The sequence below is a fragment of the Chromobacterium vaccinii genome, assembly GCF_001855275.1.
Classification (GTDB): domain Bacteria; phylum Pseudomonadota; class Gammaproteobacteria; order Burkholderiales; family Chromobacteriaceae; genus Chromobacterium; species Chromobacterium vaccinii.
Genome location: NZ_CP017707.1, coordinates 4,833,949 through 4,858,686, shown reverse-complemented (window position 1 = coordinate 4,858,686; position 24,738 = coordinate 4,833,949). Strand labels below are relative to the sequence as shown.

26 protein-coding genes and 1 tRNA gene are annotated in these 24,738 nt (G+C 67.4%); 14 read left to right on the top strand and 13 right to left on the bottom strand.

Going from position 1 to position 24,738, the window contains the following annotated elements:
• The 6 genes from BKX93_RS22455 to BKX93_RS22430 all read left to right on the top strand — a co-directional run bounded on the left by BKX93_RS22455 (position 1) and on the right by BKX93_RS22430 (position 5,250).
• A complete protein-coding gene (locus tag BKX93_RS22455; RefSeq protein ID WP_070981472.1) occupies positions 1-1,086 on the top strand; it encodes a carbon-phosphorus lyase complex subunit in 1,086 nt (361 codons plus the stop codon).
• On the top strand, positions 1,079-1,915 hold the full coding sequence (locus tag BKX93_RS22450) for an alpha-D-ribose 1-methylphosphonate 5-phosphate C-P-lyase PhnJ (protein WP_070981470.1): 837 nt from the start codon (positions 1,079-1,081) through the stop codon (positions 1,913-1,915). Before BKX93_RS22455 ends, BKX93_RS22450 begins: the two co-directional genes overlap by 8 nt.
• A 153-nt stretch (positions 1,916-2,068) precedes the next feature.
• Positions 2,069-2,842 (top strand): phosphonate C-P lyase system protein PhnK, encoded by a 774-nt coding sequence (phnK, locus tag BKX93_RS22445; protein WP_070981468.1) that lies wholly within the window; start codon positions 2,069-2,071, stop codon positions 2,840-2,842.
• Positions 2,843-2,846: 4 nt separating this feature from the next.
• On the top strand, positions 2,847-3,554 hold the full coding sequence (gene phnL, locus BKX93_RS22440; RefSeq protein WP_070981467.1) for a phosphonate C-P lyase system protein PhnL: 708 nt from the start codon (positions 2,847-2,849) through the stop codon (positions 3,552-3,554).
• The gene (locus tag BKX93_RS22435) at positions 3,551-4,687 is read left to right on the top strand and encodes an alpha-D-ribose 1-methylphosphonate 5-triphosphate diphosphatase (RefSeq protein WP_070981465.1); all 1,137 of its coding nucleotides are present in this window, start codon (positions 3,551-3,553) and stop codon (positions 4,685-4,687) included. Before phnL ends, BKX93_RS22435 begins: the two co-directional genes overlap by 4 nt.
• Positions 4,687-5,250: a phosphonate degradation HD-domain oxygenase gene (locus BKX93_RS22430; RefSeq protein WP_070981462.1), complete on the top strand. Its 564-nt coding sequence runs from the start codon at positions 4,687-4,689 to the stop codon at positions 5,248-5,250. The genes BKX93_RS22435 and BKX93_RS22430 overlap by 1 nt, the downstream gene beginning before the upstream one ends.
• 13 nt (positions 5,251-5,263) lie before the next feature.
• On the opposite strand, the gene BKX93_RS22425 is transcribed toward BKX93_RS22430, so the two are convergent.
• Entirely contained in the window at positions 5,264-5,935 is a 672-nt protein-coding gene (locus tag BKX93_RS22425) for a DAPG hydrolase family protein (protein ID WP_046156779.1), read from the bottom strand.
• A gap of 95 nt (positions 5,936-6,030) precedes the next feature.
• On the opposite strand from BKX93_RS22425, the gene BKX93_RS22420 reads away from it, so the two are divergent.
• Positions 6,031-6,690 carry a TetR/AcrR family transcriptional regulator gene (locus tag BKX93_RS22420; protein ID WP_070981460.1) on the top strand — a complete coding sequence of 220 codons (660 nt, stop codon included), beginning with the start codon at positions 6,031-6,033 and terminating at the stop codon, positions 6,688-6,690.
• Here the strand turns inward: BKX93_RS22420 and BKX93_RS25450 are convergent.
• The 6 genes from BKX93_RS25450 to BKX93_RS25445 all read right to left on the bottom strand — a co-directional run bounded on the left by BKX93_RS25450 (position 6,687) and on the right by BKX93_RS25445 (position 9,624).
• Positions 6,687-6,839: a hypothetical protein gene (locus tag BKX93_RS25450; protein WP_160298932.1), complete on the bottom strand. Its 153-nt coding sequence runs from the start codon at positions 6,837-6,839 to the stop codon at positions 6,687-6,689. The genes BKX93_RS22420 and BKX93_RS25450 overlap by 4 nt on opposite strands.
• A gap of 18 nt (positions 6,840-6,857) precedes the next feature.
• Positions 6,858-7,190 (bottom strand): P-loop nucleotide/nucleoside kinase family protein, encoded by a 333-nt coding sequence (locus tag BKX93_RS22415; RefSeq protein WP_186009461.1) that lies wholly within the window; start codon positions 7,188-7,190, stop codon positions 6,858-6,860.
• Positions 7,191-7,294: 104 nt separating this feature from the next.
• Complete coding sequence (locus tag BKX93_RS24265; protein ID WP_083340638.1) at positions 7,295-8,272, bottom strand: GNAT family N-acetyltransferase; 978 nt, start codon at positions 8,270-8,272, stop codon at positions 7,295-7,297.
• A gap of 1 nt (position 8,273) precedes the next feature.
• Positions 8,274-8,474 carry a hypothetical protein gene (locus BKX93_RS22405; RefSeq protein WP_145929374.1) on the bottom strand — a complete coding sequence of 67 codons (201 nt, stop codon included), beginning with the start codon at positions 8,472-8,474 and terminating at the stop codon, positions 8,274-8,276.
• A 61-nt stretch (positions 8,475-8,535) separates the two neighbouring features.
• Positions 8,536-9,411: an EAL domain-containing protein gene (locus tag BKX93_RS22400; RefSeq protein ID WP_046156776.1), complete on the bottom strand. Its 876-nt coding sequence runs from the start codon at positions 9,409-9,411 to the stop codon at positions 8,536-8,538.
• 54 nt (positions 9,412-9,465) lie between these two features.
• Positions 9,466-9,624 carry a hypothetical protein gene (locus BKX93_RS25445; protein WP_160298930.1) on the bottom strand — a complete coding sequence of 53 codons (159 nt, stop codon included), beginning with the start codon at positions 9,622-9,624 and terminating at the stop codon, positions 9,466-9,468.
• Here BKX93_RS25445 and BKX93_RS22395 point away from each other — a divergent pair.
• The 5 genes from BKX93_RS22395 to BKX93_RS22375 all read left to right on the top strand — a co-directional run bounded on the left by BKX93_RS22395 (position 9,623) and on the right by BKX93_RS22375 (position 14,861).
• Positions 9,623-10,618, top strand: a complete 996-nt coding sequence (locus BKX93_RS22395; protein WP_070981457.1) for a sulfate ABC transporter substrate-binding protein — start codon at positions 9,623-9,625, stop codon at positions 10,616-10,618. The genes BKX93_RS25445 and BKX93_RS22395 overlap by 2 nt on opposite strands.
• Before the next feature lie 509 nt (positions 10,619-11,127).
• On the top strand, positions 11,128-11,988 hold the full coding sequence (gene cysT, locus BKX93_RS22390; protein WP_070981455.1) for a sulfate ABC transporter permease subunit CysT: 861 nt from the start codon (positions 11,128-11,130) through the stop codon (positions 11,986-11,988).
• On the top strand, positions 11,985-12,863 hold the full coding sequence (gene cysW / locus BKX93_RS22385) for a sulfate ABC transporter permease subunit CysW (protein ID WP_046156773.1): 879 nt from the start codon (positions 11,985-11,987) through the stop codon (positions 12,861-12,863). The genes cysT and cysW overlap by 4 nt, the downstream gene beginning before the upstream one ends.
• 1 nt (position 12,864) lies before the next feature.
• On the top strand, positions 12,865-13,935 hold the full coding sequence (locus tag BKX93_RS22380; RefSeq protein WP_070981454.1) for a sulfate/molybdate ABC transporter ATP-binding protein: 1,071 nt from the start codon (positions 12,865-12,867) through the stop codon (positions 13,933-13,935).
• Positions 13,932-14,861, top strand: coding sequence for a CysB family HTH-type transcriptional regulator (locus BKX93_RS22375; RefSeq protein WP_070981452.1), 930 nt, complete (start codon positions 13,932-13,934; stop codon positions 14,859-14,861). The genes BKX93_RS22380 and BKX93_RS22375 overlap by 4 nt, the downstream gene beginning before the upstream one ends.
• A 2-nt stretch (positions 14,862-14,863) precedes the next feature.
• On the opposite strand, the gene BKX93_RS22370 is transcribed toward BKX93_RS22375, so the two are convergent.
• Positions 14,864-16,012 carry an FAD-dependent oxidoreductase gene (locus tag BKX93_RS22370; RefSeq protein ID WP_070981451.1) on the bottom strand — a complete coding sequence of 383 codons (1,149 nt, stop codon included), beginning with the start codon at positions 16,010-16,012 and terminating at the stop codon, positions 14,864-14,866.
• 124 nt (positions 16,013-16,136) lie between these two features.
• On the opposite strand from BKX93_RS22370, the gene BKX93_RS22365 reads away from it, so the two are divergent.
• Positions 16,137-16,937, top strand: a complete 801-nt coding sequence (locus BKX93_RS22365; RefSeq protein ID WP_070981954.1) for an AraC family transcriptional regulator — start codon at positions 16,137-16,139, stop codon at positions 16,935-16,937.
• 65 nt (positions 16,938-17,002) lie between these two features.
• On the opposite strand, the gene BKX93_RS22360 is transcribed toward BKX93_RS22365, so the two are convergent.
• The 3 genes from BKX93_RS22360 to BKX93_RS22350 all read right to left on the bottom strand — a co-directional run bounded on the left by BKX93_RS22360 (position 17,003) and on the right by BKX93_RS22350 (position 20,273).
• Positions 17,003-18,295 (bottom strand): L-cysteine desulfidase family protein, encoded by a 1,293-nt coding sequence (locus BKX93_RS22360; protein WP_046167018.1) that lies wholly within the window; start codon positions 18,293-18,295, stop codon positions 17,003-17,005.
• 123 nt (positions 18,296-18,418) lie between these two features.
• On the bottom strand, positions 18,419-19,624 hold the full coding sequence (locus BKX93_RS22355) for an MFS transporter (RefSeq protein ID WP_235429253.1): 1,206 nt from the start codon (positions 19,622-19,624) through the stop codon (positions 18,419-18,421).
• Between the two features lie 46 nt (positions 19,625-19,670).
• Positions 19,671-20,273 (bottom strand): phosphatase PAP2 family protein, encoded by a 603-nt coding sequence (locus tag BKX93_RS22350; RefSeq protein ID WP_070981449.1) that lies wholly within the window; start codon positions 20,271-20,273, stop codon positions 19,671-19,673.
• A gap of 244 nt (positions 20,274-20,517) precedes the next feature.
• Here BKX93_RS22350 and BKX93_RS22345 point away from each other — a divergent pair, with 244 nt between their 5' ends.
• Positions 20,518-21,528 carry a ferritin-like domain-containing protein gene (locus BKX93_RS22345; protein ID WP_070981447.1) on the top strand — a complete coding sequence of 337 codons (1,011 nt, stop codon included), beginning with the start codon at positions 20,518-20,520 and terminating at the stop codon, positions 21,526-21,528.
• A gap of 54 nt (positions 21,529-21,582) precedes the next feature.
• Here the strand turns inward: BKX93_RS22345 and BKX93_RS22340 are convergent.
• A tRNA-Asn gene (locus BKX93_RS22340) sits at positions 21,583-21,658 on the bottom strand.
• Between the two features lie 93 nt (positions 21,659-21,751).
• Positions 21,752-24,688: an Rne/Rng family ribonuclease gene (locus BKX93_RS22335; RefSeq protein ID WP_070981445.1), complete on the bottom strand. Its 2,937-nt coding sequence runs from the start codon at positions 24,686-24,688 to the stop codon at positions 21,752-21,754.
• Positions 24,689-24,738: the final 50 nt, after the last annotated feature.

Sequence of the window (24,738 nt, the reverse complement as noted above, 5' to 3'; positions counted from 1 at the left end):
ATGTATGTAGCAGTCAAAGGCGGGGAAACCGCCATCGCCCGCTCCTGGGACTTGCTGGCCGCCGCGCGCCGCGGCGACGAGGCCGCGCCGGAGCTGAGCATCGCCCAAATCCGCCAGCAAATGCGCCTGGCCGTGGCCCGCGTGATGCAGGAAGGCTCGCTGTACGACGAAGAGCTGGCCGCGCTGGCGCTGAAACAGGCCAGCGGCGACAGCATAGAAGCCGTGTTCCTGCTGCGCGCCTTCCGCACCACCTTGCCGCGCTTCGGCCAGACACTGCCGCTCAACACCGCCGCGATGAGCGTGCGCCGCCGCGTGTCCGGCACCTTCAAGGACGTGCCGGGCGGCCAGATCCTCGGCCCCACCGCCGACTACACCCAGCGCCTGCTGGACTTCGGCCTGACGGCAGCCGCGCCAAAGATCGAGCTGGAGCAGGCCGCCGAGCCGCTGCCGGACGCGCTGCCCGGCGTGCTGCAGCTGCTGGACCGCGAAGGCTTGATCGAGGCCGACCTGCCGCCCGAGGGCGACCCGGAACCGGTGGACCTGACGCGCGAGCCGCTGATGTTCCCGGCCGGTCGCCCGGCGCGGCTGCAGAACCTGGCGCGCGGCGACGAAGGCTGGCTGCTGGGCCTCGCCTACTCCACCCAGCGCGGCTACGCCGAGAGCCACCCGTTCGCAGGGGAAATCCGCATGGGCGAAGTCAGCGTGACGGTCTGCCCGGAGGAGCTGGGTTTCGAGATCGAGATCGGCGAGATCACGCTGACCGAATGCCAGATGATCAACCAGTTCGCCGGCAGCAAGAGCGCGCCGCCGCAATTCACCCGCGGCTACGGCCTGAGCTTCGGCGAGGCCGAGCGCAAAGCGATGGCGATGGCGCTGGTGGACCGCAGCCTGCGCGCCGAGGAGCTGGGCGAAACCGCCCACGCGCCGGCGCAGCAGGGCGAATTCGTGCTCTACCACAGCGACAATGTCGAAGCCTCCGGCTTCGTCCAGCACCTGAAACTGCCGCATTACGTGGACTTCCAGGCCGAGCTGGCGCTGATCCGCCAGCTGCGCGCCGCCGCCGACCAGGAGACCCGCCATGACTGACGACCGCTACAACTTCGGTTTCCTCGACGAAAACACCAAGCGCATGCTGCGCCGCGGCCTGCTCAAAGCCGTGGCGATTCCCGGCTACCAGGTGCCGTTCGGCAGCCGCGAAATGCCGCTGCCTTACGGCTGGGGCACCGGCGGCATCCAAGTGACGGCCAGCGTGATCGGCCGCGACGACGTGCTCAAGGTCATCGACCAGGGCGCCGACGACACCACCAACGCCGTCAACATCCGCCGCTTCTTCGGCCGCGTGGCCGGCGTGGCCACCACCACCCGCACCGCCGACGCGACGCTGATCCAGACCCGCCACCGCATCCCGGAAAGGCCGCTGAAACCTGGCCAGATCATGATCTTCCAGGTGCCTGAGCCGGAGCCGCTGCGCACGCTGGAAGCCAGCGAGGTGGAAACCCGCAAGCTGCACGCGCATCAGGAATACGGGCTGATGCACGTCAAGCTGTACGAGGACATCGCCCGCTTCGGCCATATCGCCACCAGCTACGACTACCCGGTAATGGTCAACGACAGGTATTTGACCTCGCCGTCGCCGATTCCGAAGTTCGACAACCCCAAGCTGGACATGAGCCCGGCGCTGCTGCTGTTCGGCGCCGGCCGCGAAAAGCGCCTGTATGCGATTCCGCCTTACACCAAGGTGGAAAGCCTGGCCTTCGACGATCACCCGTTTACGGCGCAAACCTGGGAGCAGGGCTGCGCGCTGTGCGGCTCGCGCACAAGCTACCTGGACGAAATCGTCACCGACGACGCCGGCAGCCGGATGTTCGTCTGCTCGGATACCGACTATTGCCAGCAGCAGGAGGCTTCGCGATGAAGCAGGGAAAAGCATTCAGCGCCGCGAAACTCGCGAAATCACACGAAAACATAGCGGCCTCCACGCACGCCCTCTCGCAATGGGCGGAGACCGCGGATGCATCAGACAACTTTCGTGTTCTTTCGTGGTTTTCGTGGCAAAAGAGGTTTTAACATGAATCAAGCCATCCTCAGCGTCAGCGGGCTAAGCAAGGACTACGGCAACGGCCAGGGCTGCTTCGACGTCAATTTCCAGCTGTATCCGGGCGAGGTGCTGTGCATCGTCGGCGAATCCGGCTCCGGCAAATCCACGCTCTTGTCCACCCTGGCCGGCCGCCTGGCCGCCGACGCCGGCAGCGTGCGCTTCGCCGACCGCGAAGGCATGCGGCACGAGCTGACCTGCCTGCCCGAGGCCGAGCGCCGCCGCCTGGCGCGCAGCGAATGGGGCTTCGTCACCCAGCACGCCCGCGACGGCCTGCGCATGGGCGTCTCCGCCGGCGCCAACGTCAGCGAGCGGCTGATGGCGCTGGGCCAGCGCCATTACGGCCGGCTGCGGCAAACCGCCGGCGACTGGCTGGAAAAGGTCGAAATAGACCGCGCGCGTCTCGACGACAAGCCATCCGCCTTCTCCGGCGGCATGCAGCAGCGGCTGCAGATCGCCCGCAATCTGGTGACTCAGCCGCGGCTGGTGTTCATGGACGAGCCCACCGGCGGCCTGGACGTGTCGGTGCAGGCGCGCTTCCTCGACCTGACCCGCCGCCTGGTGCGCGACGCCGGCATCGCCGTCATCATGGTGACGCACGATCTGGGCGTGGCGCGGCTGCTGGCGCAGCGCACGCTGGTGATGCAGAAGGGCCGCGTGGTGGAAGCCGGCCTGACCGACCAGATCCTCGACGACCCGCAACACCCGTACAGCCAGCTCCTGGTGTCCTCCATCCTGCAGGCCTGAAATCATGAATCTATTGATAGACGCGCAAAATCTGAGCAAGACCTTCACCCTGCACCAGCAAGGCGGGCTGCGGCTGCCGGTGTTGACCGATGTCTCGTTGCAGGCGGCCGCCGGCGAATGCGTGGCGCTGGCCGGTCCGTCCGGCGCCGGCAAGAGCACGCTGCTGAAGGCGCTATACGCCAACTATCTGGTGGAAAGCGGCCGCATCGGCGTGTTCCACCAGGGCGCATGGCTGGACATGGTCCGCGCGCTGCCGCACGAGATCGCCGCCGTGCGCCGCCGCACGCTGGGCTATGTCAGCCAGTTTTTGCGGGTGATCCCGCGGGTGTCGGCGCTGGACATCGTCGCCGAGCCGCTGCGCGAATGGGGCGCCGCCGACGCCGAGGCGCGGCTGACGGCCGGCGAATGGCTGGCGCGGCTGAACATCGCCGAGCGGCTGTGGAGCCTGCCGCCGGCCACCTTCTCCGGCGGCGAGCAGCAGCGCGTCAACATCGCGCGCGGCATGATCGCGCCGCGGCCGATACTGCTGCTGGACGAGCCGACGGCATCCCTCGACGCCGCCAACCGCGACGTGGTGGTACAACTGATGCGCGAAGCCCTTGCCCGCGGCGCGGCGCTGATCGGCATCTTCCACGACGCCCCCACCCGCGACGCCATCGCCAGCCGCGTGTTCCAGGTACCGCTGGCGCAACAAACGGAAATCGCAGCATGAAACAGATTCTGAACCACGCCCGCATCGTGCTGGCCGACCGCGTGATCGACAATGGCGCGCTGGAAATTAAAGACGGGCTGATCGCCGCCATCCACGAACAGCCGCTGACCGAAGGCGAAAATCTGGCCGGCGCGCTGCTGCTGCCTGGTCTGGTGGAGATCCATACCGACAATCTGGAAAAACACCTGATGCCGCGCAACGGCGTGCTGTGGCCGATTCTGCCGGCGGTGATCACCCACGACGCCCAATGCGTGGCCGCCGGCATCACCACAGTGCTGGACGCGCTGGCGGTGGGCGATCTGGAAGGCGAAAGGGTGCGGCTGGACACGCTGCACAGCGCCTTCGCCGCCATCAACCAGGGCATGGACGAAGGCGCGCTGCGGGCGGAGCACTTCTTCCACCTGCGCTGCGAATTGGCCTTCCCGCAACTGCTGGACGAATTGACGCCGCTGATCGCCCACCCGGCGGTGAAACTGGTATCGGTGATGGACCATACGCCGGGCCAGCGCCAGTACCGCGACCTGGAGCAATACAAAAAATACTATGGCAAGAAAAAGGTGGGCTGGGACGAGGAGACCTTCCTCGCCGCCGTGGCGGAACGCAAGGCCAAGCAGGCGGAATTCGCCGGCCGCCACAAGCAGGCGGTGGTGGAAATGGCCCAGGCGCGCGGCATCGCGCTGGCCAGCCACGACGACACCGACGCTGCCCACATCGAGGAAGCGCTGCGGGACGGCGTCGCGATCTCGGAATTTCCCACCACGCTGGAAGCGGCCCAAGCCGCCCGCGCGCACGGCCTGCAAACGGTGATGGGCGCGCCCAATGTGGTGCGCGGCGGCTCCCACTCCGGCAATGTGGCGGCGCTGGAGCTGGCTCGCCACGACCTGCTGGACATCCTGTCGTCCGACTACGTGCCGGCCAGCCTGCTGCACGCCGCCTGGCTGCTGCACGCCGTGGCGGGCTGGGGCCTGCCGCGCGCCGTCGCCGCCGTCAGCCTGAATCCGGCGCGGGCGGTGGGCCTCGCCGACCGCGGCGACATCGCCGTCGGCCAACGCGCCGATCTGGTAGCGATGACGGCGCGCGGCGATGTGCCGCTGGTGCGGAGCGTGTGGAAGCTGGGCGGGAGGGTATTCTGATGTTCGACGCCATCGCTGTTTTGCAGCAGCTGTACCGCGAACACGGCGCCCGCCATTACGGCGAGGCCGTCTCGCAGTTCGACCACGCCATCCAGGCCGCCACGCTGGCGCGCGACTGGGGCCATGACGACGAGATGGTGCTAGCAGCCTTCCTGCACGACATCGGCCATCTGCTGGAACACGACGGCGCTCAGGCCATGGGCGACTACGGCGTAATGGCCCACGACAAGCTGGCGCGCGACTATCTGCTGCAGCTGGGCTTCTCGCCCCGGCTGGCGCGGCTGGTGGGCATGCACGTCGAAGCCAAACGCTACCTGTGCGCGGTCGACCCGGCGTATCTGGCGGCGCTGTCGCCGGCCAGCGCCGCCACGCTGGGCTACCAGGGCGGGCCGATGCGCGCGGACGAGGCCGACGCCTTCTCGCGCCTGCCGGACCTGGCCGACATCCTGGCGCTGCGGAAGCTGGACGAGGCGGCCAAGGACGGCGGCTGGAGCCTGGACGCGGCCGACTGGGTGTGGCCGCTGATGGCCGGCCACCTGGCCAAGCCGCGCCCTGGCGCGTAGCCCCCTTACGCGCTCACCACGCCAACGGCCCCTTCTCGCCGTTGGCGTGCTCGCCGTAGTACAGCGACGGCAGGAAACGCGCCAGGCTGCTGAACTCGTTGTAGCAGTGCTGCATCAGGCCCAGGCCCAGCTCGTCCGGCACCGGCGATTCGCCGCCCAGCACGAAGCGGCTGCGCAGCACCGCGCCCTGCGGCTTGTCGCGCGCCAGATGGATCATCTCGCCGTCCAGCGGGTCGCCGTCGGCCGCCAGCCTGGGCTCGTCGCCGAAAGCGATCCGCGCGCACACCAGCCCGGACACCGCCTGCTCGCGCCTTGCCTGCGCCAGCGCGTCAGCCGTGAAGAAATCCGCCGGCTCGTGAAACTTCAGCACCGCCGCCACCGGCGGAAAATCGCCCAGCGACTCCTCCGCCCGCACGCAGGCGCCGACATAGCTCTCGCCCCGCCGCCAATGCTGGTCCCAGCCATGCATCCGGTGATGGTCGTGCGGGTGCCACCAGCGGATGTGCTGGGTGGTTTCGAAGAACTTGAACCACCATTCGACCATCCGGCCGGCGCAACCCGGCAGCTCGGTTCTCACCGCCACCAGCAGCCGGCCGTCGTCCAGCCGGCGGATGCCGGTTTCCAATGGCAACGGGCGCGGCGACAGCAGTTCATCATGGCTGGATATCCGATTCTGAGCATTCACAGTACACTCCTCGCTGTTTGATCGTCTGGACCCCGCGAATGCGCGGCCAATTAAGAAACGATTAACGTTTCCATATTCCAGCAACATGAGAAGCCATGTCAAGTCCACCTGACCTTTCCGCATCCCCGACGCCTCGGCCGCGCGGCCGTCCCGCCTCCCCGGAACAGACGCTGCGCCATCAGGTATTGCAGGCCGCAACCGAGCTGCTGCTGGGCGACGGCTACCGGGCATTAAGCATAGAGGCGGTGGCCAAGCGCGCCGGCGTGGCCAAAAAGACGGTGTACCGTTTCGCCGACAACCGGGAGCGGCTGCTGGCGGCCATCGTCGACGACTGGACCGCGGGACTGGTCTTCGCGGTTGATATGCCGCAAGACGACAGCGCCGACCTGCCTCGGGCGCTGGAAACGCTGCTGCTATCCATCGCCGAGCGGGTGCTGTCGGCGGAAGCGGTGGGCATGTTCAAGCTGCTGATCAACGATTTTCCCGGCCGCGAGCAGGCGCTGGCGGCGTATACCGAGCACGGCGTCCGCCACAGCGCGTCGCTGCTGGCGGACTGGCTCGCCGAACGCCGGCGCCGCGGCCTGCTGAAAGTGGACGATCCGGCGACCTGCGCCGAGCTGCTGCTGGCGATGGCCATCGCCGAACCGCTGCGGCAAATGGCGCTGGGCCTGGCCGCGCCAGGCGTCGACGCGGCCCTGCGCGCCCGCGTCCGGGCCGCCGCGCGCCTGTGTTACGAGGGGATGCGGCCAGGCTAGCCGGTGGCGATCACCGCCGAGCGGGCCAGCGCCTCGTCCGTGGCCAGCTCGAACTGCGTCTCCATCGCGTCGAACATCGCCGGCGTCACTTCAAAGGAGAAAGTATCGCCGCGCGCGGCACTGCGCTGCAGCACGCGCTGACGGCGCACATCCGGCGCCGCCGTCACTTAATGCCACTTGGCGCTCAAGCCATGCGCGTCGGCCAGCGCCAGGAAACGGCCGCGGCCGGCGGCCTTCATGAAGCCGAGGTCCTGCACCACGCGGCCGCCGCCGCGGACGATGGCCAGCGCCGTCAGCCAGATGCGCCGCTCGCAGCGCGCCACCCGTTCCATCACCCCGCCGAAGTCCAGCGGCTGCGGCAGGTCGGGGCCGAACAGCTGGCCCATCCAGTCGTCTATCGCCAGATGCACCGCCTGCTCGGCCTCGGCCAGCTTGCGCGCGTGAGTGGATTTGCCGGCCCCTTGCGGACCGAACACCAGATGCAATTGAGTCACTGGCACGACCTTGCCTAAAGAACGACGCCGCCCCGGTGGCGGCTTGGAGATTCCCGCGCCGGCGTCAAGATGATTCGGTCCAGGCGATGGGCAAGACGGCAGATTTCGGATCAACGCTTGAACAGCGCCATGCCTTCCGAGCGCGGCGCGGTGGGCTCGAAGCCGAACTGGGCGTACAGATGCCTGGCGTCGCCGTCGGCGATCAGGCTGACGTAGGCGCTGACCGGCAGTTCGCGGTCGATGTAGCCGCGGATCGCCGCCATGATGCGCTTGCCCAGCCCCCGGCCCTGGTGCGCCGGCAGCACGGCGATGTCCACCACCTGGTAAAAGCCGCCGCCGTCGCCTATCACCCGCCCCATCCCTATGGTTTCGCCGCCGTGGCGCAGCTGCACCGCGAACAGCGTGCCGGCCAGGCCGCGGCGAGCGGCTTCCTCGGTCTTGGGGCTGAGGCCGGATTCGGCCCGCAGGCGGCGATAAGTGTCGACATCCGGCGCCGCCTCGATCAAGGCGTAATCATCGCCATCTGGAATGAAAGCCGGCGCGGCGGCGGAAGATGAGAAGTTCAGCGGGCGCTGCATCAGCACTTCGTCCAGGCTGCGGCCGTCCACCATCACCGCGCCGGGAATCAAACCCACGCGGCGGAAGCCGAAGGCCTGGTAAAGCGCCTTGGCCGGCGCGTTTTCGGCATGGACGGCCAGCTCCAGCGACGCCAGCCCCGGCAGCTTGGCGGCCTCGTCCAGCACCGCCTGCATCAGACTGCGCGCCACGCCCCTGCCGCGGCATTCCGGCCGGGTGAACACGCCCTGCACCGTCGCGCGGTGGCGGGTTCTGGCCAGAACGTTGCGCCGCAGCGCGGCCACGCCGACCAGCTCGCCGGCGATGAAAGCGCCCACAACCCGCTGCGCGTCGCCGGGTGCTATCTGCCCCTGGATGGCATCCCGGTCCAGCGCGGCGATTTCGGCGGCGTCGGCGTGAATGGATGCCGGATCGTGGGTGGCGGCCGCGACGCGGATCGCCTGGTAGACGTCGGCGTCGGCAGCGCACAACAGGCGGATGGACAGGCCGCCGTTCGCATCGGTAACCGCCATGCTACTTCGCCGCCGTCGCGTCGCCGGCCGCGCAGGTGAAGCTGCCGTAACTTACCGACTTGACCTTGCCCTGGCCGCAGGTCTTCAGCGCCTGGTCCGTCATACGCTGCAGCTGGGCCGCGTCGCGGTAGCCGTCGGTATTGCCGATCACGCAGGCGGACAAGCCCCACGCGCACATCATCGCCATTGCCAGTTGTTTCATTTCGCCTCTGCTCGGATATCGCATCATGCAATTGACCGGATGGTAAAAAAATGCAAACATCCTAACAGGCGATGCCCGACAAAGCCACCTCGCGCGCCGCGCGCTGCCGCTTCAGCCGCTCCGACAACAGCGGGCCCGAACAGTGCTCGGCGCCCATCCGCTGCGCCAGGCCCAGCATGTTCTGACAGACGATGTCCTCCACCGCCAGCGCGAAACCCTGCTCCACCAGTTGCGGCGCCAGCTGCAGCAACTGGTCGCGCACGCGGGGATACATCACCGCCCGGCTCATGAAACGCGGGGCCAGCGCCAATCCGTCCGGCTCCAGCCGCCACAGCCGCAACAGATCCTGCCCGCCGGCGCCAAAGTCGCCCAGCGCCAGCCGGTGGCCGTGCTGGCGGTAGCGCCTCAGCAGCGACAGTCCCAGCTCGCCGGTGCGCTCGTCCAGGAACAGCAGCATCTGCGACAGGTTGGCCGGAAACTCCAGCGTTTCCAGCAGGCGGGCGGTGAAGTCGACGATGCGGTCGCTGTAGGCGTGGCAGATGCGCGGGTCGACGTCTATCCGCAGCGGCAGGTGGCGGCCATTGCGCCCCAGATGGTTGAGCACGTGCAGCACCCGGATCAGCTTGAGCAGCGCCACCGCCTTGGTCTCGCCGTAATTCATCGCGAACAGCCAATTGGCCGGCAGCGCCTGGCCGAACTGGCCGAAGATGCGCAGCCGCGCCGCGTACTGCTGCAGCTGGCAACGGCCGTCCCTGACCTTGGCCTGCGGAATGAAGCTGCTGCACAGCCACCAGCCGTCGAAGCTGGCGAAGACTTCCTGTTCATTCCACTGCAGCCTGATCTGCACGCCCTCCTGCTGCAACAACTGCTGACAGGCGGCCAGCGTGGCGGGCGCAAAGCCGGCTGGCAGGGTTTTGACGGGCTTGAATCGTTTCATGGCCTGACCCCGGGTGGTGGAATTGGCGCCACTATAGCCCCGGCCGTGACAAGGTCATATACGATTTGCCGATAAGCCTATCTGTTTTTCCGGAATGATGGCTTTTGCCGTATTTTCGATATCGATTGCAGATTTTCTTGCTTCCCGGCTGCGGAAAGGCCTGCCTACAGTGCTCCCCATCAGAACATTCATCATCACGGGAAACAAAGCCATGCGCCCCCTGCACCGCCTCGCCATCGCCCTGCTGCTCGCCGGCAGCGCCTCCGCCTTCGCCGACGTGACCTTGCTCAACGTCTCCTACGATCCGACGCGCGAGCTCTACCAGGACTACAACGCCGCCTTCGCCAAGTACTGGAAGGCCAAGACCGGCGAAACCGTCACCGTCAAGCAGTCCCACGGCGGCTCCGGCAAGCAGGCGCGCTCGGTGATAGACGGCCTGGACGCCGACGTGGTGACGCTGGCGCTGGCCTACGACATCGACGAGATCTCCAGCCAGGCCAAGTCCATCGCGCCCAACTGGCAGCAGCGGCTGCCCAACAACGCCTCGCCGTACTCGTCCACCATCGTGTTCCTGGTGCGCAAGGGCAATCCCAAGCACATCAAGGACTGGAACGATCTGGTCAAATCCGGCGTGGAAGTGGTGACGCCGAACCCGAAGACCGGCGGCGGCGCGCGCTGGAACTATCTGGCGGCCTGGGGCTACGCGCTGAAGCAGCCCGGCGGCAACGACGCCAAGGCCAAGGACTTCGTCAAGAAGCTGTACGGCAACGTCAAGGTGCTGGACTCCGGCGCGCGCGGCTCGCTGATAACCTTCACCCAGCGCGGCATCGGCGACGTGCTGCTGTCGTGGGAGAACGAAGCCTTCCTCGCCGCCAAGGAGCTGGGGCCCGACAAGTTCGATATCGTCACCCCGTCCGTCTCCATCCTGGCCGAGCCGCCGGTCAGCGTGGTGGACAAGGTGGCGGACAAGCGCGGCACCCGCAAGGTGGCCGAGGCCTATCTGAAATACCTGTATAGCCCCGAAGGCCAGACCCTGGCCGCCAAACACTACTACCGCCCGCGCGACGCCAAGGTGGCGGCCAAATACGCCGGCCAGTTCAGCAAGGTGAAGCTGTTCACCATCGACCAGACTTTCGGCGGCTGGCAGAAGGCGCAGAAAACCCACTTCGCCGACGGCGGGGTGTTCGACCAGATCGTGGCGCGCTGAGGCTCCCCGCTATTCAAAACCGCCCGGACGCGACACCGGGCGGTTTCTATTTAGCCATCTCTATTGCCTCTACATAAGCAAATGTGTCCGCTGCGCGGACAATGTTTTAGGTGGCGGTTCCGCCCGCCAAACGGGCCAGGGGCGGTGCGGCCAGCCCTGTCGCTGAGCGAATCGAAGATTCGCACGCAGAGGCGATCCCAGGCCGCCCCTGCAGCCCGCGAAACCCCGACAAAAAAGCGCTGAGCGAGGAGCCACCGAAACTAGCCGCGCGCTACCGTCGCGCGGCGTCGAACAAGCGGCGGCTTAAAACCTCGCTCATCGCCTTTTTGCCGGCGCGCTCTGAAGGTGGAATTGTCGCACCGACAGCCATTCAGCCCGGACAGAACAAAACCAAGCCTTCACCCCTCGCCCACTTTGCATAATTTCGAATAAGCAACGAAGAAATACTTATTTTCAGAATAAGAGCCTCGAAGATATTGTTTATTCGGTTATATGAATTGGAATCCACGATGTCAGCGACACTCGCCCCGCCACCCCGCCCTCCCCGCGTCCTGCCCGGCTTCAGCCTGTCATTGGGATTCACCGTCAGCTATCTGTCGCTGCTGGTGCTGATTCCGCTGGCCGCGGTGGCCTTGCGCGCCGCCGGCCAGCCGCTGGAAAGCTTCTGGCAGGCCGCCGCCTCGCCGCGCGTGCTCGCGTCCTACCGGCTCAGCTTCGGCATGGCGCTGGCCGCCGCCGCCATCAACAGCGTGTTCGGCCTGCTGCTGGCCTGGTCGCTGACGCGCTACCGCTTTCCCGGCAAGCGCCTGGTGGACGCGCTGGTGGACTTGCCGTTCGCGCTGCCGACGGCAGTGGCAGGCATCGCGCTGACCGCGCTCTACGCCGGCAACGGCTGGCTGGGGCAATACCTGGAGCCGCTGGGCGTAAAGGTGGCCTTCGGCCCGCTGGGCGTGCTGGTGGCGCTGGTGTTCATCGGCTTGCCCTTCGTGGTGCGCACCGTGCAGCCGGTGCTGGAAGACCTGGAGTCCGAGCTGGAGGAAGCCGCCGCCTGCCTGGGCGCGCGCCGCTGGCAGATTTTCCGCCACGTGATCCTGCCCACGCTGCAGCCGGCGCTGCTGACCGGCTTCGCGCTGGCCTTCGCCCGCGCGGTCGGCGAGTACGGCTCGGTGATTTTCATCGCCGGCAACGTGCCCATGGTGTCGGAAATCACGCCGCTGATGATCATCAGCAAGCTGGAGCAGTTCGACTACGCCGGCGCGGCCGCCATCGCCAGCGTGATGCTGGCCGCGTCCTTCCTGCTCTTGCTGGCGATCAACGGCCTGCAGTTCTGGAGCGCGCGCCGCCACGGCCGCGCGGGAGCCGCCCGATGAGCGCCGCCATCACCCATCCGCGCCCGGCGGCGGACAAGGCCGCGCAGCTGGAATCCCGCGCCGCCACCCGCGAGTCGCGCGCCGTCAAATGGACCATCCTGACTCTATCGCTGGGCTTCTTCGCCGTATTCCTGCTCCTGCCGCTAATCGTCGTGTTCGCCGAGGCGCTGGCCAAGGGTTGGGATACCTACCTGACCGCGCTGTCCGAGCCCGACGCGCTGGCGGCGGTGAGGCTGACGCTGCTGGCGGCGGCGGTATCGGTGCCGCTGAACCTGGCCTTCGGCGTGGCCGCCGCCTGGGCGGCCACCCGCTTCGACTTCCGCGGCAAACAGCTGCTGATCACGCTGATCGACCTGCCGTTCTCGGTGTCGCCCGTCGTAGCAGGCCTGATCTTCGTGCTGGTGTTCGGCCAGCAAGGCTGGCTGGGGCCGTGGCTGGCCGAGTACGGGATCAAGATCATTTTCTCGGTGCCCGGCATCGTGCTGGCCACGCTGTTCGTCACCGTGCCCTTCATCGCCCGCGAGCTGATCCCGCTGATGGAAGCCCAGGGCCGCGAGGAGGAGGAAGCCGCGGTGGTGCTGGGCGCGCGCGGCTGGCAAGTGTTGTGGCACGTGACCCTGCCCAATGTGCGCTGGGCGCTGCTGTATGGCGTGATCCTCAGCAACGCGCGGGCGATGGGCGAATTCGGCGCGGTGTCGGTGGTGTCCGGCCACATCCGCGGCGAAACCAATACCCTGCCTTTGCACGTGGAAATCCTCTACAACGAGTACAATTTCGCCGCGGCCTTCGCCGTGGCGTCCCTGCTGGCCTTGCTGGCCCTGGTCACGCTGGCGCTGAAGAGCTGGGTGGAATGGCGCAGCGTCAAGGAAAACTGAGATGAGCATACAAGTAGAAAACATCCGCAAGGCCTTCGGCGACTTCGCCGCGCTGGACGACGTCAGCCTCAACTTCCCCGGCGGCGAGCTGGTGGCGTTGCTGGGCCCGTCCGGCTGCGGCAAGACCACGCTGCTGCGCATCATCGCCGGCCTGGAGCAGGCCGATGCCGGCCGCGTGCTGCTGGACGGCCAGGACGCCTCCGCCACCCACGTGCGCGAGCGCCAGGTGGGCTTCGTGTTCCAGCACTACGCGCTGTTCCGCCACATGAGCGTGTTCGACAACGTCGCCTTCGGCCTCAGGATGAAGCCGCGCCGCGAGCGCCCGTCCGAAGCCGAGATCGCGCGCAAGGTGCGCGCGCTGCTGGGCCTGGTGCAGCTGGACTGGCTGGCCGACCGCCTGCCGGCCCAGCTGTCCGGCGGCCAGCGCCAGCGCATCGCCCTGGCCCGCGCGCTGGCGGTGGAGCCGCGCGTGCTGCTGCTGGACGAGCCGTTCGGCGCGCTGGACGCCAAGGTGCGCAAGGAATTGCGTCGCTGGCTGCGCAAGCTGCACGACGAGCTGCACATCACCTCGATCTTCGTCACCCACGACCAGGAAGAAGCCCTGGAAGTGGCGGACCGGGTGGTGCTGATGAACCACGGCAAGGTGGAGCAGATCGGCTCGCCGGCCGAAGTGTACGGCCAACCGGCCAGCGCCTTCGTCTACGGCTTCCTCGGCAGCGCCAACCGCGTCCGCGGCGTCAGCGCCGCCGGCGCGGTGGCCGTCGGCGGGCAGACGCTGGCCGCCGACCACCAGCTGCCGCACGGCCAGCCGGTGGAGGCCTTCATCCGTCCGCACGAGCTGGCCATTCTGCCGGAACACGGCGCCGGCCTGCCGGCGCGGGTGCAGCGGGTGCTGACGCTGGGCGGGCTGTCCCGCATCGAACTGGAGGGCCGCGACGAGCTGGCCGGCCAATCCTTCGACGCCGAACTGCCGGCCGACGCGCCCCTGCTGGCCGATCTCGCCGTCGGACAGGCGGTGCGGCTGCAGGCGCGCGCCGCGCGCGTGTTCGCCGCGGAAGGAGACCAGGCATGAACTTCCAACAACTGCGCATCATCCGCGAAACCGTGCGCCAGGGCTTCAATCTGACCGAGGTGGCCAACGCGCTGTTCACCTCGCAATCCGGCGTCAGCAAGCACATCAAGGATCTGGAGGACGAACTGGGCGTGGAGCTGTTCATCCGCAAGGGCAAGCGCTTCCTCGGCCTGACCGACCCCGGCAAGGAGCTGCTGACCATCGTCGAGCGCATGCTGCTGGACGCCGGCAATATCAAGCGGCTGGCGCAGCAGTTCAGCCTGCGCGACGAAGGCCAGCTGACCATCGCCACCACCCACACCCAGGCGCGCTACGCGCTGCCGCAGGTGGTGACCGAGTTCAAGCGCGCCTTCCCCCGCGTGCACCTGGTGCTGCATCAGGCCAGCCCGGAAGAGCTGGTGCGGCTGTTGATGGCCGGCGACGCCGACATCGGCATCGCGACCGAGGCGGTGACCGAGGTGCCGGAACTGGTGTCCTTCCCCTACTACAGCTGGCACCACTGCGTGATCGCCCCGCCCGAGCATCCGCTGCACCGCGAGCCGCTGACGCTGGACGCGCTGGCCGAGCACCCCATCGTCACCTACCACCACGGCTTCACCGGCCGGGCCAAGATAGACAACACCTTCGCCGAAGCCGGCCTGGCGCCCGACATCGTGATGGCGGCGCTGGATGCCGACGTGATCAAGACCTACGTCGAGCTGGAGCTGGGCGTCGGCATCGTCGCCTCGATGGCCGTGGATCCGCGCCGCGACGCCGGCGTCAAAGTAGTGGACGGGCCGCCGCTGTTCGGCCAGCAGACCAGCCGCATCGCCATCCGCCGCGGCCACTATCTGCGCAGCTACGCCTACCGCTTCATTGAGCTGTGCGCGCCGGCGCTGAACGAGCAGAGCGTTCGCCAGGCGCTGAGCCCGGCGACGCAGGAGTAGGCTCAAGCGCGCCGCAGCAGGCGCTCGGTCCCGGCGCGCGTCGCCGCCAGCGCCTGCTCGGCCCGGCCCCGCATCTCGGCCTCGTAACGGGCGACAGCCTGGCCGACATCGCCTTCGGCCAGGCAGGCCGCCAGCGCCGCGGCGTCGGCCAGCGCGGTGTTGGCGCCCACGCCTCCGGCCGGACTCATCGCGTGGATGGCGTCTCCCAGCGCGGTCAGCCGCCCGGTCGGCCACATCGGCACATGGCTCGCCATCCTCACCTCCCGACCCTTGATCGTTTCCGGCTCGGTCCTCGCCAGCAAGGCAGACAGGCTCGGATGCAAGCCGCGCGCAGCGCCCTCGACGCGCCGGCGCAAGCTGCCGCCCGCTTCCTCGAATGTCCCTCCCAGGCACTCCATCCTGCCGAACAGCGCCCAGTAGACGTAGTCCGCCGCCGGACTCAGCCGGCAATCCGGCGCATGCAGCGCCGCCAGCGTTTCCATCGGCGCGCGGAAACGCATCGGCTCGATCACCAGCGTAAAGCCATCGGCGAACACCACGGTCGGACCGTCCAGCAAGGCTGGATCGACGCCGTCCAGCGCGGCCTTGCCGTAAAGATTCAGCGCGCCGATCGCTTCCGGCTCCGCCTGCGGCAGCCATTGCCGGCGCAGCGGCGAATGCAGGCCGTCGGCAGCGACGACCAACCCCGCCCGATGTTCAGCGCCGTCGGCGCAGTGCACGGCGACGCCATCGCCGTCGCGCTCGAATCCCCTCGCCCTCCACCCCCAGCGGATGCGCGCTGCCAATCCGTGGCTCAGGATGTCGCGCAATACCTGCCGGTCCGCGCTCAGGTCGCCGTTTGCCTGGCCCGCGCCGGCGTTTTCCCGCCAGTTTTCCGGCCGCCGTCCCGGCAAGGGATTCATCTGCTGATCGACGAAGCGCGCCGGCCCGCTGACCGCGCAGCTGGCGCGGAACAACTCGAACAATTCCGGCGGCAGGCACTGGCGCAAGGCGCGCTGGCCCATCGCGTCTATCCGCAAGCGGTAACCCTGGTCCCGGACCTGCGGTCCCGCATCCGCCTCCAGCACCTCGAACTCGATGCCCGCCCGCTCCAGCCCCTGCGCCAGACATAGACCGCCGATGCCGCCGCCGACAATGATCACGCTGCTCATGATGACTCTCCGTTTCAGATGAATGCGGCGGCAAGCCACGCCAAGCCCCGCGCCATCATTGTCGGGCCAGTCGGAATCATCGATATAGCGCTATCTGGACAAGAAATAGTGAATAATGGCCAGCATGGAATCGACCCCCACTCCCACCGACTTCAGCGAATGGCTGGAAGGCCCGGAGCTGATCGCGCTCAACGGCGGCGACGAGGCCGGCCGCGAATACCGGCTGGGCACCCGCGAATACGACTGGCACCGGCATGCTCGCGCCCAGCTGTTTTGCGTGAGCGACGGGCTGATCCACGTCCAGACTCCGCGCGGCTCCTGGCTGCTGCCGCCGCACCGCGCCGGTTACCTGCCGCCGGACACGCCGCACCGGGTGCGCGTCAGCGGCGCATTGAACGGCTGGAGCGTGTTTTTGCTGCCCAGCTGTTGCGGCCTGCTGCCGTCCCAGCCCTGCGTGCTGGCCATCTCGCCGCTGCTGCGGGAGCTGGTGCGGCGGGCGGCCTCATGGCGGCCCGATGCGCCGCATCAGCCGGAACAGCGGCGCATCGCCGCCGTCATCCTCGACGAGATCCGGCAAGCGCCGCGCGAAGCGCTGCATCTGCCGATGCCGTCCGATCCGCGGCTGCAGAAGATCGCCAGCGCGATGCTGGCCGACCCGGCCGCAAACTATTCAGCGGAAGAATGGGCCGCGCGGGGCGCGCTGTCCGGCCGCAGCCTGCGCCGGCTGATCCAGGCCGATACCGGCATGAGCTTCACCCGCTGGCGGCAGCAGGCGCAGCTGGTATGGGCGATGGAACAACTGGCGTCCGGCCGCACCGTCGCCCAAGTGTCGGACGCGCTGGACTACGCCTCGCCCAGCAACTTCATCGCCATGTTCCGCCGCGCGCTGGGCGCGCCGCCGGCGCAATACCTGGCTTCCCGTTGAAACCCGCCGCGCGGCAAGAAAAAAGCCCGGCGTCGCCGGGCTTGTCGCATCGTGCTGAACCGCGCTCAGCGCTTGTCCATCATGATCTGCAGAATCTGGGTGTCGGTCTGCGCCATGCCCTGGGTAGCCAGCTTGCCCAGGTTGGCGATGGACACGTCCACGTCGTGGGCGACGATGCCCTCGTTGCCGGTGACGCGGGTGCCGTCCAGCGCCATCAGCACCGCCTTGTAGCCGGAACCGGCCGAGGTGGAGACCTTCATCGCGCAGCTATTGGACGCGCCGTCGCAGATCATGCCGGCCAGATCGCCGATCATGCTGGAGATCGCCATGCTGACCGCCGGGTAGCCGCCATTCAGCAGCTGGGCCATGCCGGCCGCCGCGCCCATCGACGCGGTGGTGACCGCGCACAGCGCCGACAGCTTCGGCAAGCGGGTGTGGATGTAGACGGCGATCAGGTGCGACAGCGCCAGCGCGCGGATCAGGGTTTCCTGGTCGGCCTTGACGTGCTCGGCCACCGCCACCACCGGCATGGTCGCGGCGATGCCTTGGTTGCCGGAGCCGGAATTGCTCATCGCCGGCAGCGTGGCGCCGCCCATGCGCGCGTCGGACGCGGCGGTGGTGCGGGTGAGGATGTTGGTCAGCAGGCCCTCGGACAACAGGCCGGCCTCGATCTGCCGCTGCAGCGTGGCGCCGATGTGCAGGCCGTACTTGCCGCTCATGCCCTCGTCGGCCAGCGCGCTGTTCAGCACCGCCGCGTCGTGGATGAAGGCGATGCCGTCCAGCGGCGCGCGCATCGCGAACTCGTAGACGTCGCGCGCGGTGGCGTCGCCCAGATCGTAGCTTTCCACCGGCTTGGCGTCAGCGGCCTCGCGCTTCAGCTTCACTTCGCCGTTGAGCTCGATCTTGATCACATTGGTGTGGGCGTCGGCGATGGCGACGCGCGCGCACTCGTCGCCATGCCAGACACAGGCCTCGGCGTACAGGATGTTGGGCACCGCGGCCACGCCCAGCTTGACCTTGCCGTCTGCCAGCATCCGCTTGCCGGCGGCCACCTGCTCGATGGTCAGATTCTTCAGCACTTCCAGCTTGGCGTCCGGGTCGCCGCCCAGCGCGCCGACGGCGGCCGCGATCGGCAGGCCGACGGTGCCGGTGCCGGGCACGGTCACGCCCATGCCGTTCTTCATCAGGTTGGCCGATACCCAGGCGTCGATGCGCTCCGGCGCCTTGCCCAGCTCGCGGGTCGCCAGCGCGGCGGCCAGCGCCAGCGAAATCGGCTCGGTGCAGCCCAGGGCCGGCACCACTTCCTGTTTCAGGGCCTTGACGAATTCCGGCCACAACCTAACTTCACGTTCAGACATGCTCACTCCGCCGACACATAACAAATTGATATAAGCAAATAACTTTACATTTACTTTACCATCAACTTGTCGTTTTGTGCGCTTAAAAAACAGGCAATGTGCGCACAGTCAAAACACTCCACGTCAGAACTGTCTCAGTGGGCGCAAAACCAGGCCGAGCAGCAAGGCCGCCGCCGCGAACGCCGCGCCGCCGTGAAAGGCCGCAGCCGCGCCCCAGGCCTGCCACAAAGCGCCGGCAAGCGCGCTGGCCAACAGCGTCGCCGCGCCGCAGATCAGGTTGAACAAGCCGAATGCCGATCCCGCCAGGCCAGGCGGCGCGGTCTGGGCCACCAGCGCCGACAACAAACCCTGGCTGCAGCCCAGATGCAGGCCCCATAGCAGCGCGCCCGCCAGCAACATCGCCGGCCCTGCGGCCGCTCCCAACGCCAGATCGGCCGCTATCAGCAACAGCAGGGACAACTGCAGCAGCCGCGCGCGGCTGACATGGTCCGACAGCCAGCCCAGCGGATAGGCGCTGAGCGCGTAGCTGGCCGACATCGCCACCATCGTCAGCGGCGCCCAGGCCAGCGGCAAGCCCAGCTGCGCGCCGCGCAGCACCAGGAAGGCCTCGCTGAAGCGCGCCAGCGTGAACACCGCGCCCAGCCCGGCCACGCCCCAGAAGCCTGCTGAAAATTGAGAAAAGACAGCTCGGCTGAACAGAAAGGCAGGCGCGCGCGCCTCGCCATGCTCTGCCGGCTCCCGCACCCACAGCCAGATGGCGGCCACCGCCAGCAGCGCCGGCGGCAGCGACCACCATAGCGCGCTGCGGATATCGTCGCGGTAAAGAAGCATCAGGCCGATCGCCAGCAGCGGACCAAGCACCGCGCCGACGGTATCCATGCTCTGGCGCAGGCCGAAAGCCGCGCCGCGGATGTCCGGCGGCGTGATGTCGGCGATCAACGCGTCGCGCGGCGCGCCGCGCACGCCCTTGCCCACGCGGTCGACAAAGCGCGCGAACAGCACGGTGGAGGCGGAGTCGGCTAGGGGAAACAGCGGTTTGGAGAAAGCCGCCAGGCCGTAGCCCAGCAAAAGCAGGGGCTTGCGTTTGCCCAACCAGTCGCTGAATGTGCCGGAGAACACCTTGCAGATCAACGAAGTGGCCTCGGCCACGCCCTCGATCAGGCCGATGGCCAGCACCGGCACGCCCAGGGTGCCGGCCAGAAACAGCGGCAGCAGGCTGTGCGCCAACTCGGACGAAACATCCATCAGCAGGCTGACGACGCCCAGAACCCAGACGCCACGCGGCATGGCCGGGCGGGCAGTGGAAAACGGAGTGGAAGATTGCGGCACGAAAGCTCCCGTCGGCATCGCGCGTCGCCGGGAGCACCAGGCGAGCTCAGCGCCTGATCAGCCCGGCGGCGATCGGTTTGGCCAACAACTGGCGGTACAGCGACTCCAGCAACTCGGTCAAGGCTTCGCCTTTGCGCGACCACAGCGGCGACAAGGCAGCGTACCAGAAAACGGATGCCAGCAAGGCGCCCAGCATGTCCAGCGGGAAATGCACGCCGAGAAATACCCTTGACCAGGCCACCGCCGCGCCAGCGATCGACAGCAACCAGCCCCAGCCACGCGCCGGGCTGAAGCACCAGCACAAAGCCATCATTGCGAAAATGGTGCCGTGATTGCTGGGGAAGGACGGCGTGGCATCATGCTGCAGGAAAGCGTGGCCAAGCGGGATGGCGAACGGCCGCGGATGCGGCCAGGCCAGGCCGATCAGCCAATTGCCGAGCAAGGCCACAACCGTCAGCGCCACCGATTTCAGAATGACGCCGCGCAGGGCCGGCCGGCCCCACAGCCACAGCGCGGCCAGCCACAGCGGCAGCAGGCGCATGACGTCCTGGGCGATAAAGGCGGCCAGTTTGATGGCCAGCGGAGAGGTTTCCGGCGTAGCGTTGATCAGCAGGAACAGCGATTGATTCAGGATTTCGATTTGGGGCATCGGCTTGCAGTGAAACGCGGCCGCACGGGCGCGAAGACTCGTAACAAAAACGACATATTAGGGCGAATGGCGGCGGTTTGGTTCCCCCTCCCATAAAAATACCAACGACATTCCATGCCGCACATATCGGGCGCGCAGCGCCGTCTACACCAAAGAACAGTTCCCAGCGGGGAAACCGCGCCGCCATGCTTCCTCCGTTGGCGACGCCAGTAGCGGCGCGTCCCTCTCTCAAGGAAAATCCGGCATGAGCGTATCGCACCGCCCCCTCCGGCAAGCAACGGCGCAGCAGGCCGGCGTCCGCGACATACAAAGCCTGCCCGGCGCGGAATTCGCCGACAGGCTCCCTTCCCTGTTGCAGCAGGCGCTGCGGCGCGAACATAGCCTGATCCCACCCCTGCTCGCCGCTTGGCTGTCGCTGAAGCCCGCGGCCAACCGCGCGCTGTCCATTCTGCTTGAGGAGGCGATCGCGTCGCAGATGCGGCGGATGGCGCTGGCCGCCAACCTACAGATCGCCATCGGCGGACAGCCGCGCGTAGCGCTGCCCGGCTTTGCGCCGGCTTACCCGTCATCGCCGCCGCTGGCGCCGGAGGCGCCGGCCATGGGCATAGAACCGTTCAGCCCCCGTCTGCTGCGCGATGTTCTGCTGCCGCAGATCGCGCTCTCTCGCGATGGCGAAAACAGACATGCCGGAGCGGCCGGCTTTTACCTTTCCTTGCGGGAAGGGTTCCAGCAATGTCATAAACAGCTGAATTTCGACGCCAGGCGCAGCCAGGCGCTCGATTATCCCCCCGGCCCGCCGATCGCCGCCATCCGCGGGCTGGACAACGCGCTGGCCGCGCTCAACGAATTGGCCAGCCATCATGCTCCGCTTTGCGACGGGCTGGCCGCCTTCGCCGCGTCAGACTCCCCGCCCGGCTTTGATCCGGACAGCGTATGGCCGATGCCGGCCAATGTCCGTCTTGACGACTACCCGCCCGGCAGCCCGGAGCAGGCGCTGCTGGCGCGATTTTCGGCATGCTACGCCGACTTTCTCAGCCACCTGGACGCCGCGTTCTCTGGCCGCGTTCAAGCGATGGCGCATGCGCTGGACCTGCTGTTCGATCTCCGGCTGCTGGCTGCGGGCCTGATGAATCCGGCCATCGTCATCGCGCCCGGACATCCCCAGCCTCTTCCGCCCATCGGCCTTTGCTTCGCCGGCGCAGCCGATCCGGCCGGCGACTCTTTCCATTCAGGCTCGCATGCGCCAAGCGGATAGCCCGCGCGAAACGCAAAAAGCCCATGCGCGAACGCATGGGCTTTTTTGAATTCTTGGCTCCCCGAGCAGGGCTCGAACCTGCGACCTGCGGATTAACAGTCCGTCGCTCTACCAACTGAGCTATCAGGGAACATCAGAGAAAGCGATTCTAATTCAGATCAACGCAGCTGTCAACACATGAAGCCCGCGGAGAGGGCGCCGCCCTCTCCGCTCCGCATCACGCTCAACCGTTGCGGGTTTCGACCTGCATCAGTTGCACCGGCTCTACAACCGCGGCGTCAGCTGCGGCGACATCGCGGCGGCGCGGGCCTTGCGGCAGCTCCGGCTCCGACGTCGCCGAGGGCTGCTGAGACACCGGCTTGGTCGCGATCATCACCAGGCCGCCCAGATCCAATGGCTTGGACTCCACAGCAACCGGCTTCGACTCGACGGCAATCGCCTCGATCTTGACCGCCGGCGCTTCCGCAACCGGAGCCTCTTCCACCATCGCCAACACCACTGGCGCGGCCTCTTCCACAACAAGCGCTTCCGGAGCGGCAAGCTCGGATTGAGCCTCGGCTTCCGCCTCGACAACCGGCGCCACCGCCACCGGCTCGGCAACCGGAGCCTGCTCGGCTTCGACAACCACCGCCGGCTCGACCACTACAGCCTCAGGCTGAGCTTCGGCCACGATGACGACCGGCGCTTGCTGCTCGGCGACAACCGGCTCGACCGGAGCGGACTCGACCGCCGGCTTGGCTTCAACCTCAAGCTGCGGCTTGGACTCGACTGCTTCCACAGCCGACTCTACCACTACCGCTGCGACGGCTGCGGCCACAGTGGCTCCCGCCGCTTCGGCGACAGGCGCGGCCGGCGACTCGGAAACCGCTTCCGCAACGCCGTCCTGCTGAGCTTCCGGATTGTCGCGGCGACGATCGCGGCGGCTGCGGCGGCGGCGGCGTTCGCTGCGCTCCTGCTCGGCTTGCTCGCCTTCGGCATCCAGACGCAGTTCTTCCTGCACCGGTTTTTCGACGGCTTCAGCCGGAGCTGCTGCCGGCGCCTGGCGGCGACGCGACTCCTGTTGCGGCTTGTCCTGCCTCTCGGCCTTCTCGCTCACGCGCTCTTCGCGCGGCGCCTGCTCGCGGACTTCCTTGGGCTCGCGCGGTTCACGCGGCTCGCGGCTCTCGCGTTCGCGGCGGCGGTTGCCTCGCGGCTCGCGCGGCTGCTCGCTGCGCTCTTCGCGCTCGCGGCTCGGCGCTTCCTTGCGCTCTACGCGCTCAGCGCGTTCGCCATCCTTGCGCTCGTCCTGGCGACGGGTCTTGCCCTCATCCTGCTGGACATGACGGCGCTGGTCGTGCTCGCGGCGGGCCTGGCCGCCGGTGCGGCGCTCCTGCTGCCGTTGGCGGTTGCCGCGCTGCTCGTTGTTGCGCGAAGCGGCCGGCGCCGGTTTTTTCTTGGCATCCTGCGCGGGCGCCTTTTCCGGCTCGGCGAACAAGCTCTTGATCCAGGCCGCGATGCCGGCGAACAGGCCGCCTTGCTCCGCGGGCTTGGCCGGCTTGGCCTCCACGTTCGGGGCCGGCTGCTGCGGCGTGATGCCCTTGACCGCAGCCTCCTGACGCTCCACCTTCGGCTTTTCCTGGCCGAAATTGGTGATCACGTCCTCTTCCTGCACTTCAACGCGGCTGTAGCTCGGCGCTTCTCCCAGCTCAGCCAGGTCGTCGTGGCGCACGCGCACGATCTTGTAGTGCGGGGTTTCGAGATGGATGTTCGGGATCAGCACCACGTCGACATCCAGGCGCTCTTCGATCGAGTGGATCTCGGCGCGCTTCTCGTTCAGCAGGAAGGTGGCCACGTCGACCGGCACCTGCGCGTGCACCGCGCCGGTGTTTTCCTTCATCGCTTCTTCCTGGATGATGCGCAGGATGTGCAGCGCCGACGATTCGGTGCCGCGGATGAAGCCGATGCCGTGGCAGCGCGGACATGGCTCGTGGCTGGTCTCGCCCAGGGACGGCTGCAGGCGCTGGCGGGACAGTTCAAGCAGGCCGAAACGGGACAGCTTGCCCATCTGCACGCGGGCGCGGTCATGCTTCAGAACGTCGCGCAGGCGGTTTTCCACGTCGCGCTGGTTCTTCGGGTTTTCCATGTCGATGAAGTCGATCACCACCAGTCCGCCCAAGTCGCGCAGGCGCAGCTGGCGGGCGATCTCTTCCGCCGCTTCCAGATTGGTCTTGACCGCGGTTTCCTCGATGTCGGCGCCCTTGGTGGCGCGAGCCGAGTTCACGTCGATGGAGACCAGCGCTTCGGTATGGTCGATCACGATCGCGCCGCCGGACGGCAGCTGCACGCTGCGCGAGAAGGCGGTTTCGATCTGGTGTTCGATCTGGAAGCGGGAGAACAGCGGCACATGATCCTTGTACACCTTCACACGCGACAGCATGTTCGGCATCACATGGCTCATGAACTGGCGGGCCTGATCGTGGATTTCGTCAGTGTCGATCAGCACTTCGCCGATGTCCGGATGGAAATAGTCGCGGATCGCGCGGATCACCAGACTGCCTTCCTGCAGAATCAGGAACGGCGCGGATTGCGCGCCGGCAGCGCCCTCGATGGCGCGCCACAGCTGCATCAGGTAACCGAGGTCCCACTGCAGCTCTTCCAGATTGCGGCCGATGCCGGCGGTGCGCGCGATCAGGCTCATGCCATGCGACACTTCCAGCTGCGACAGCAGATCCTTCAGTTCCTGGCGCTCTTCGCCCTCGATGCGGCGCGACACGCCGCCGCCGCGCGGGTTGTTCGGCATCAGCACCAGATAGCGGCCGGCCAGGCTGATGTAGGTGGTCAGCGCCGCTCCCTTGTTGCCGCGCTCGTCCTTCTCCACCTGCACCACCACTTCCATGCCTTCGCGCAGCACGTCCTGAATGCGCGGACGGCCGCCCTCATAGCCCTGGAAATAGGAGCGGGACACTTCCTTGAACGGCAGGAAGCCGTGACGCTCGGTGCCGTAATCGACGAAGCAGGCTTCCAGCGAGGGCTCGATCCGGGTGATGATACCCTTGTAGATATTGCCTTTGCGCTGTTCCTTGCCTACGGTCTCGATATCGAGATCGACGAGCTTCTGCCCGTCGACAATCGCGACGCGCAGCTCTTCGGCTTGCGTCGCATTGAACAACATACGTTTCATTTACATTCCTTGCGCAGCACTCACGCAAGGATGCAGCCAGTATTTGACGG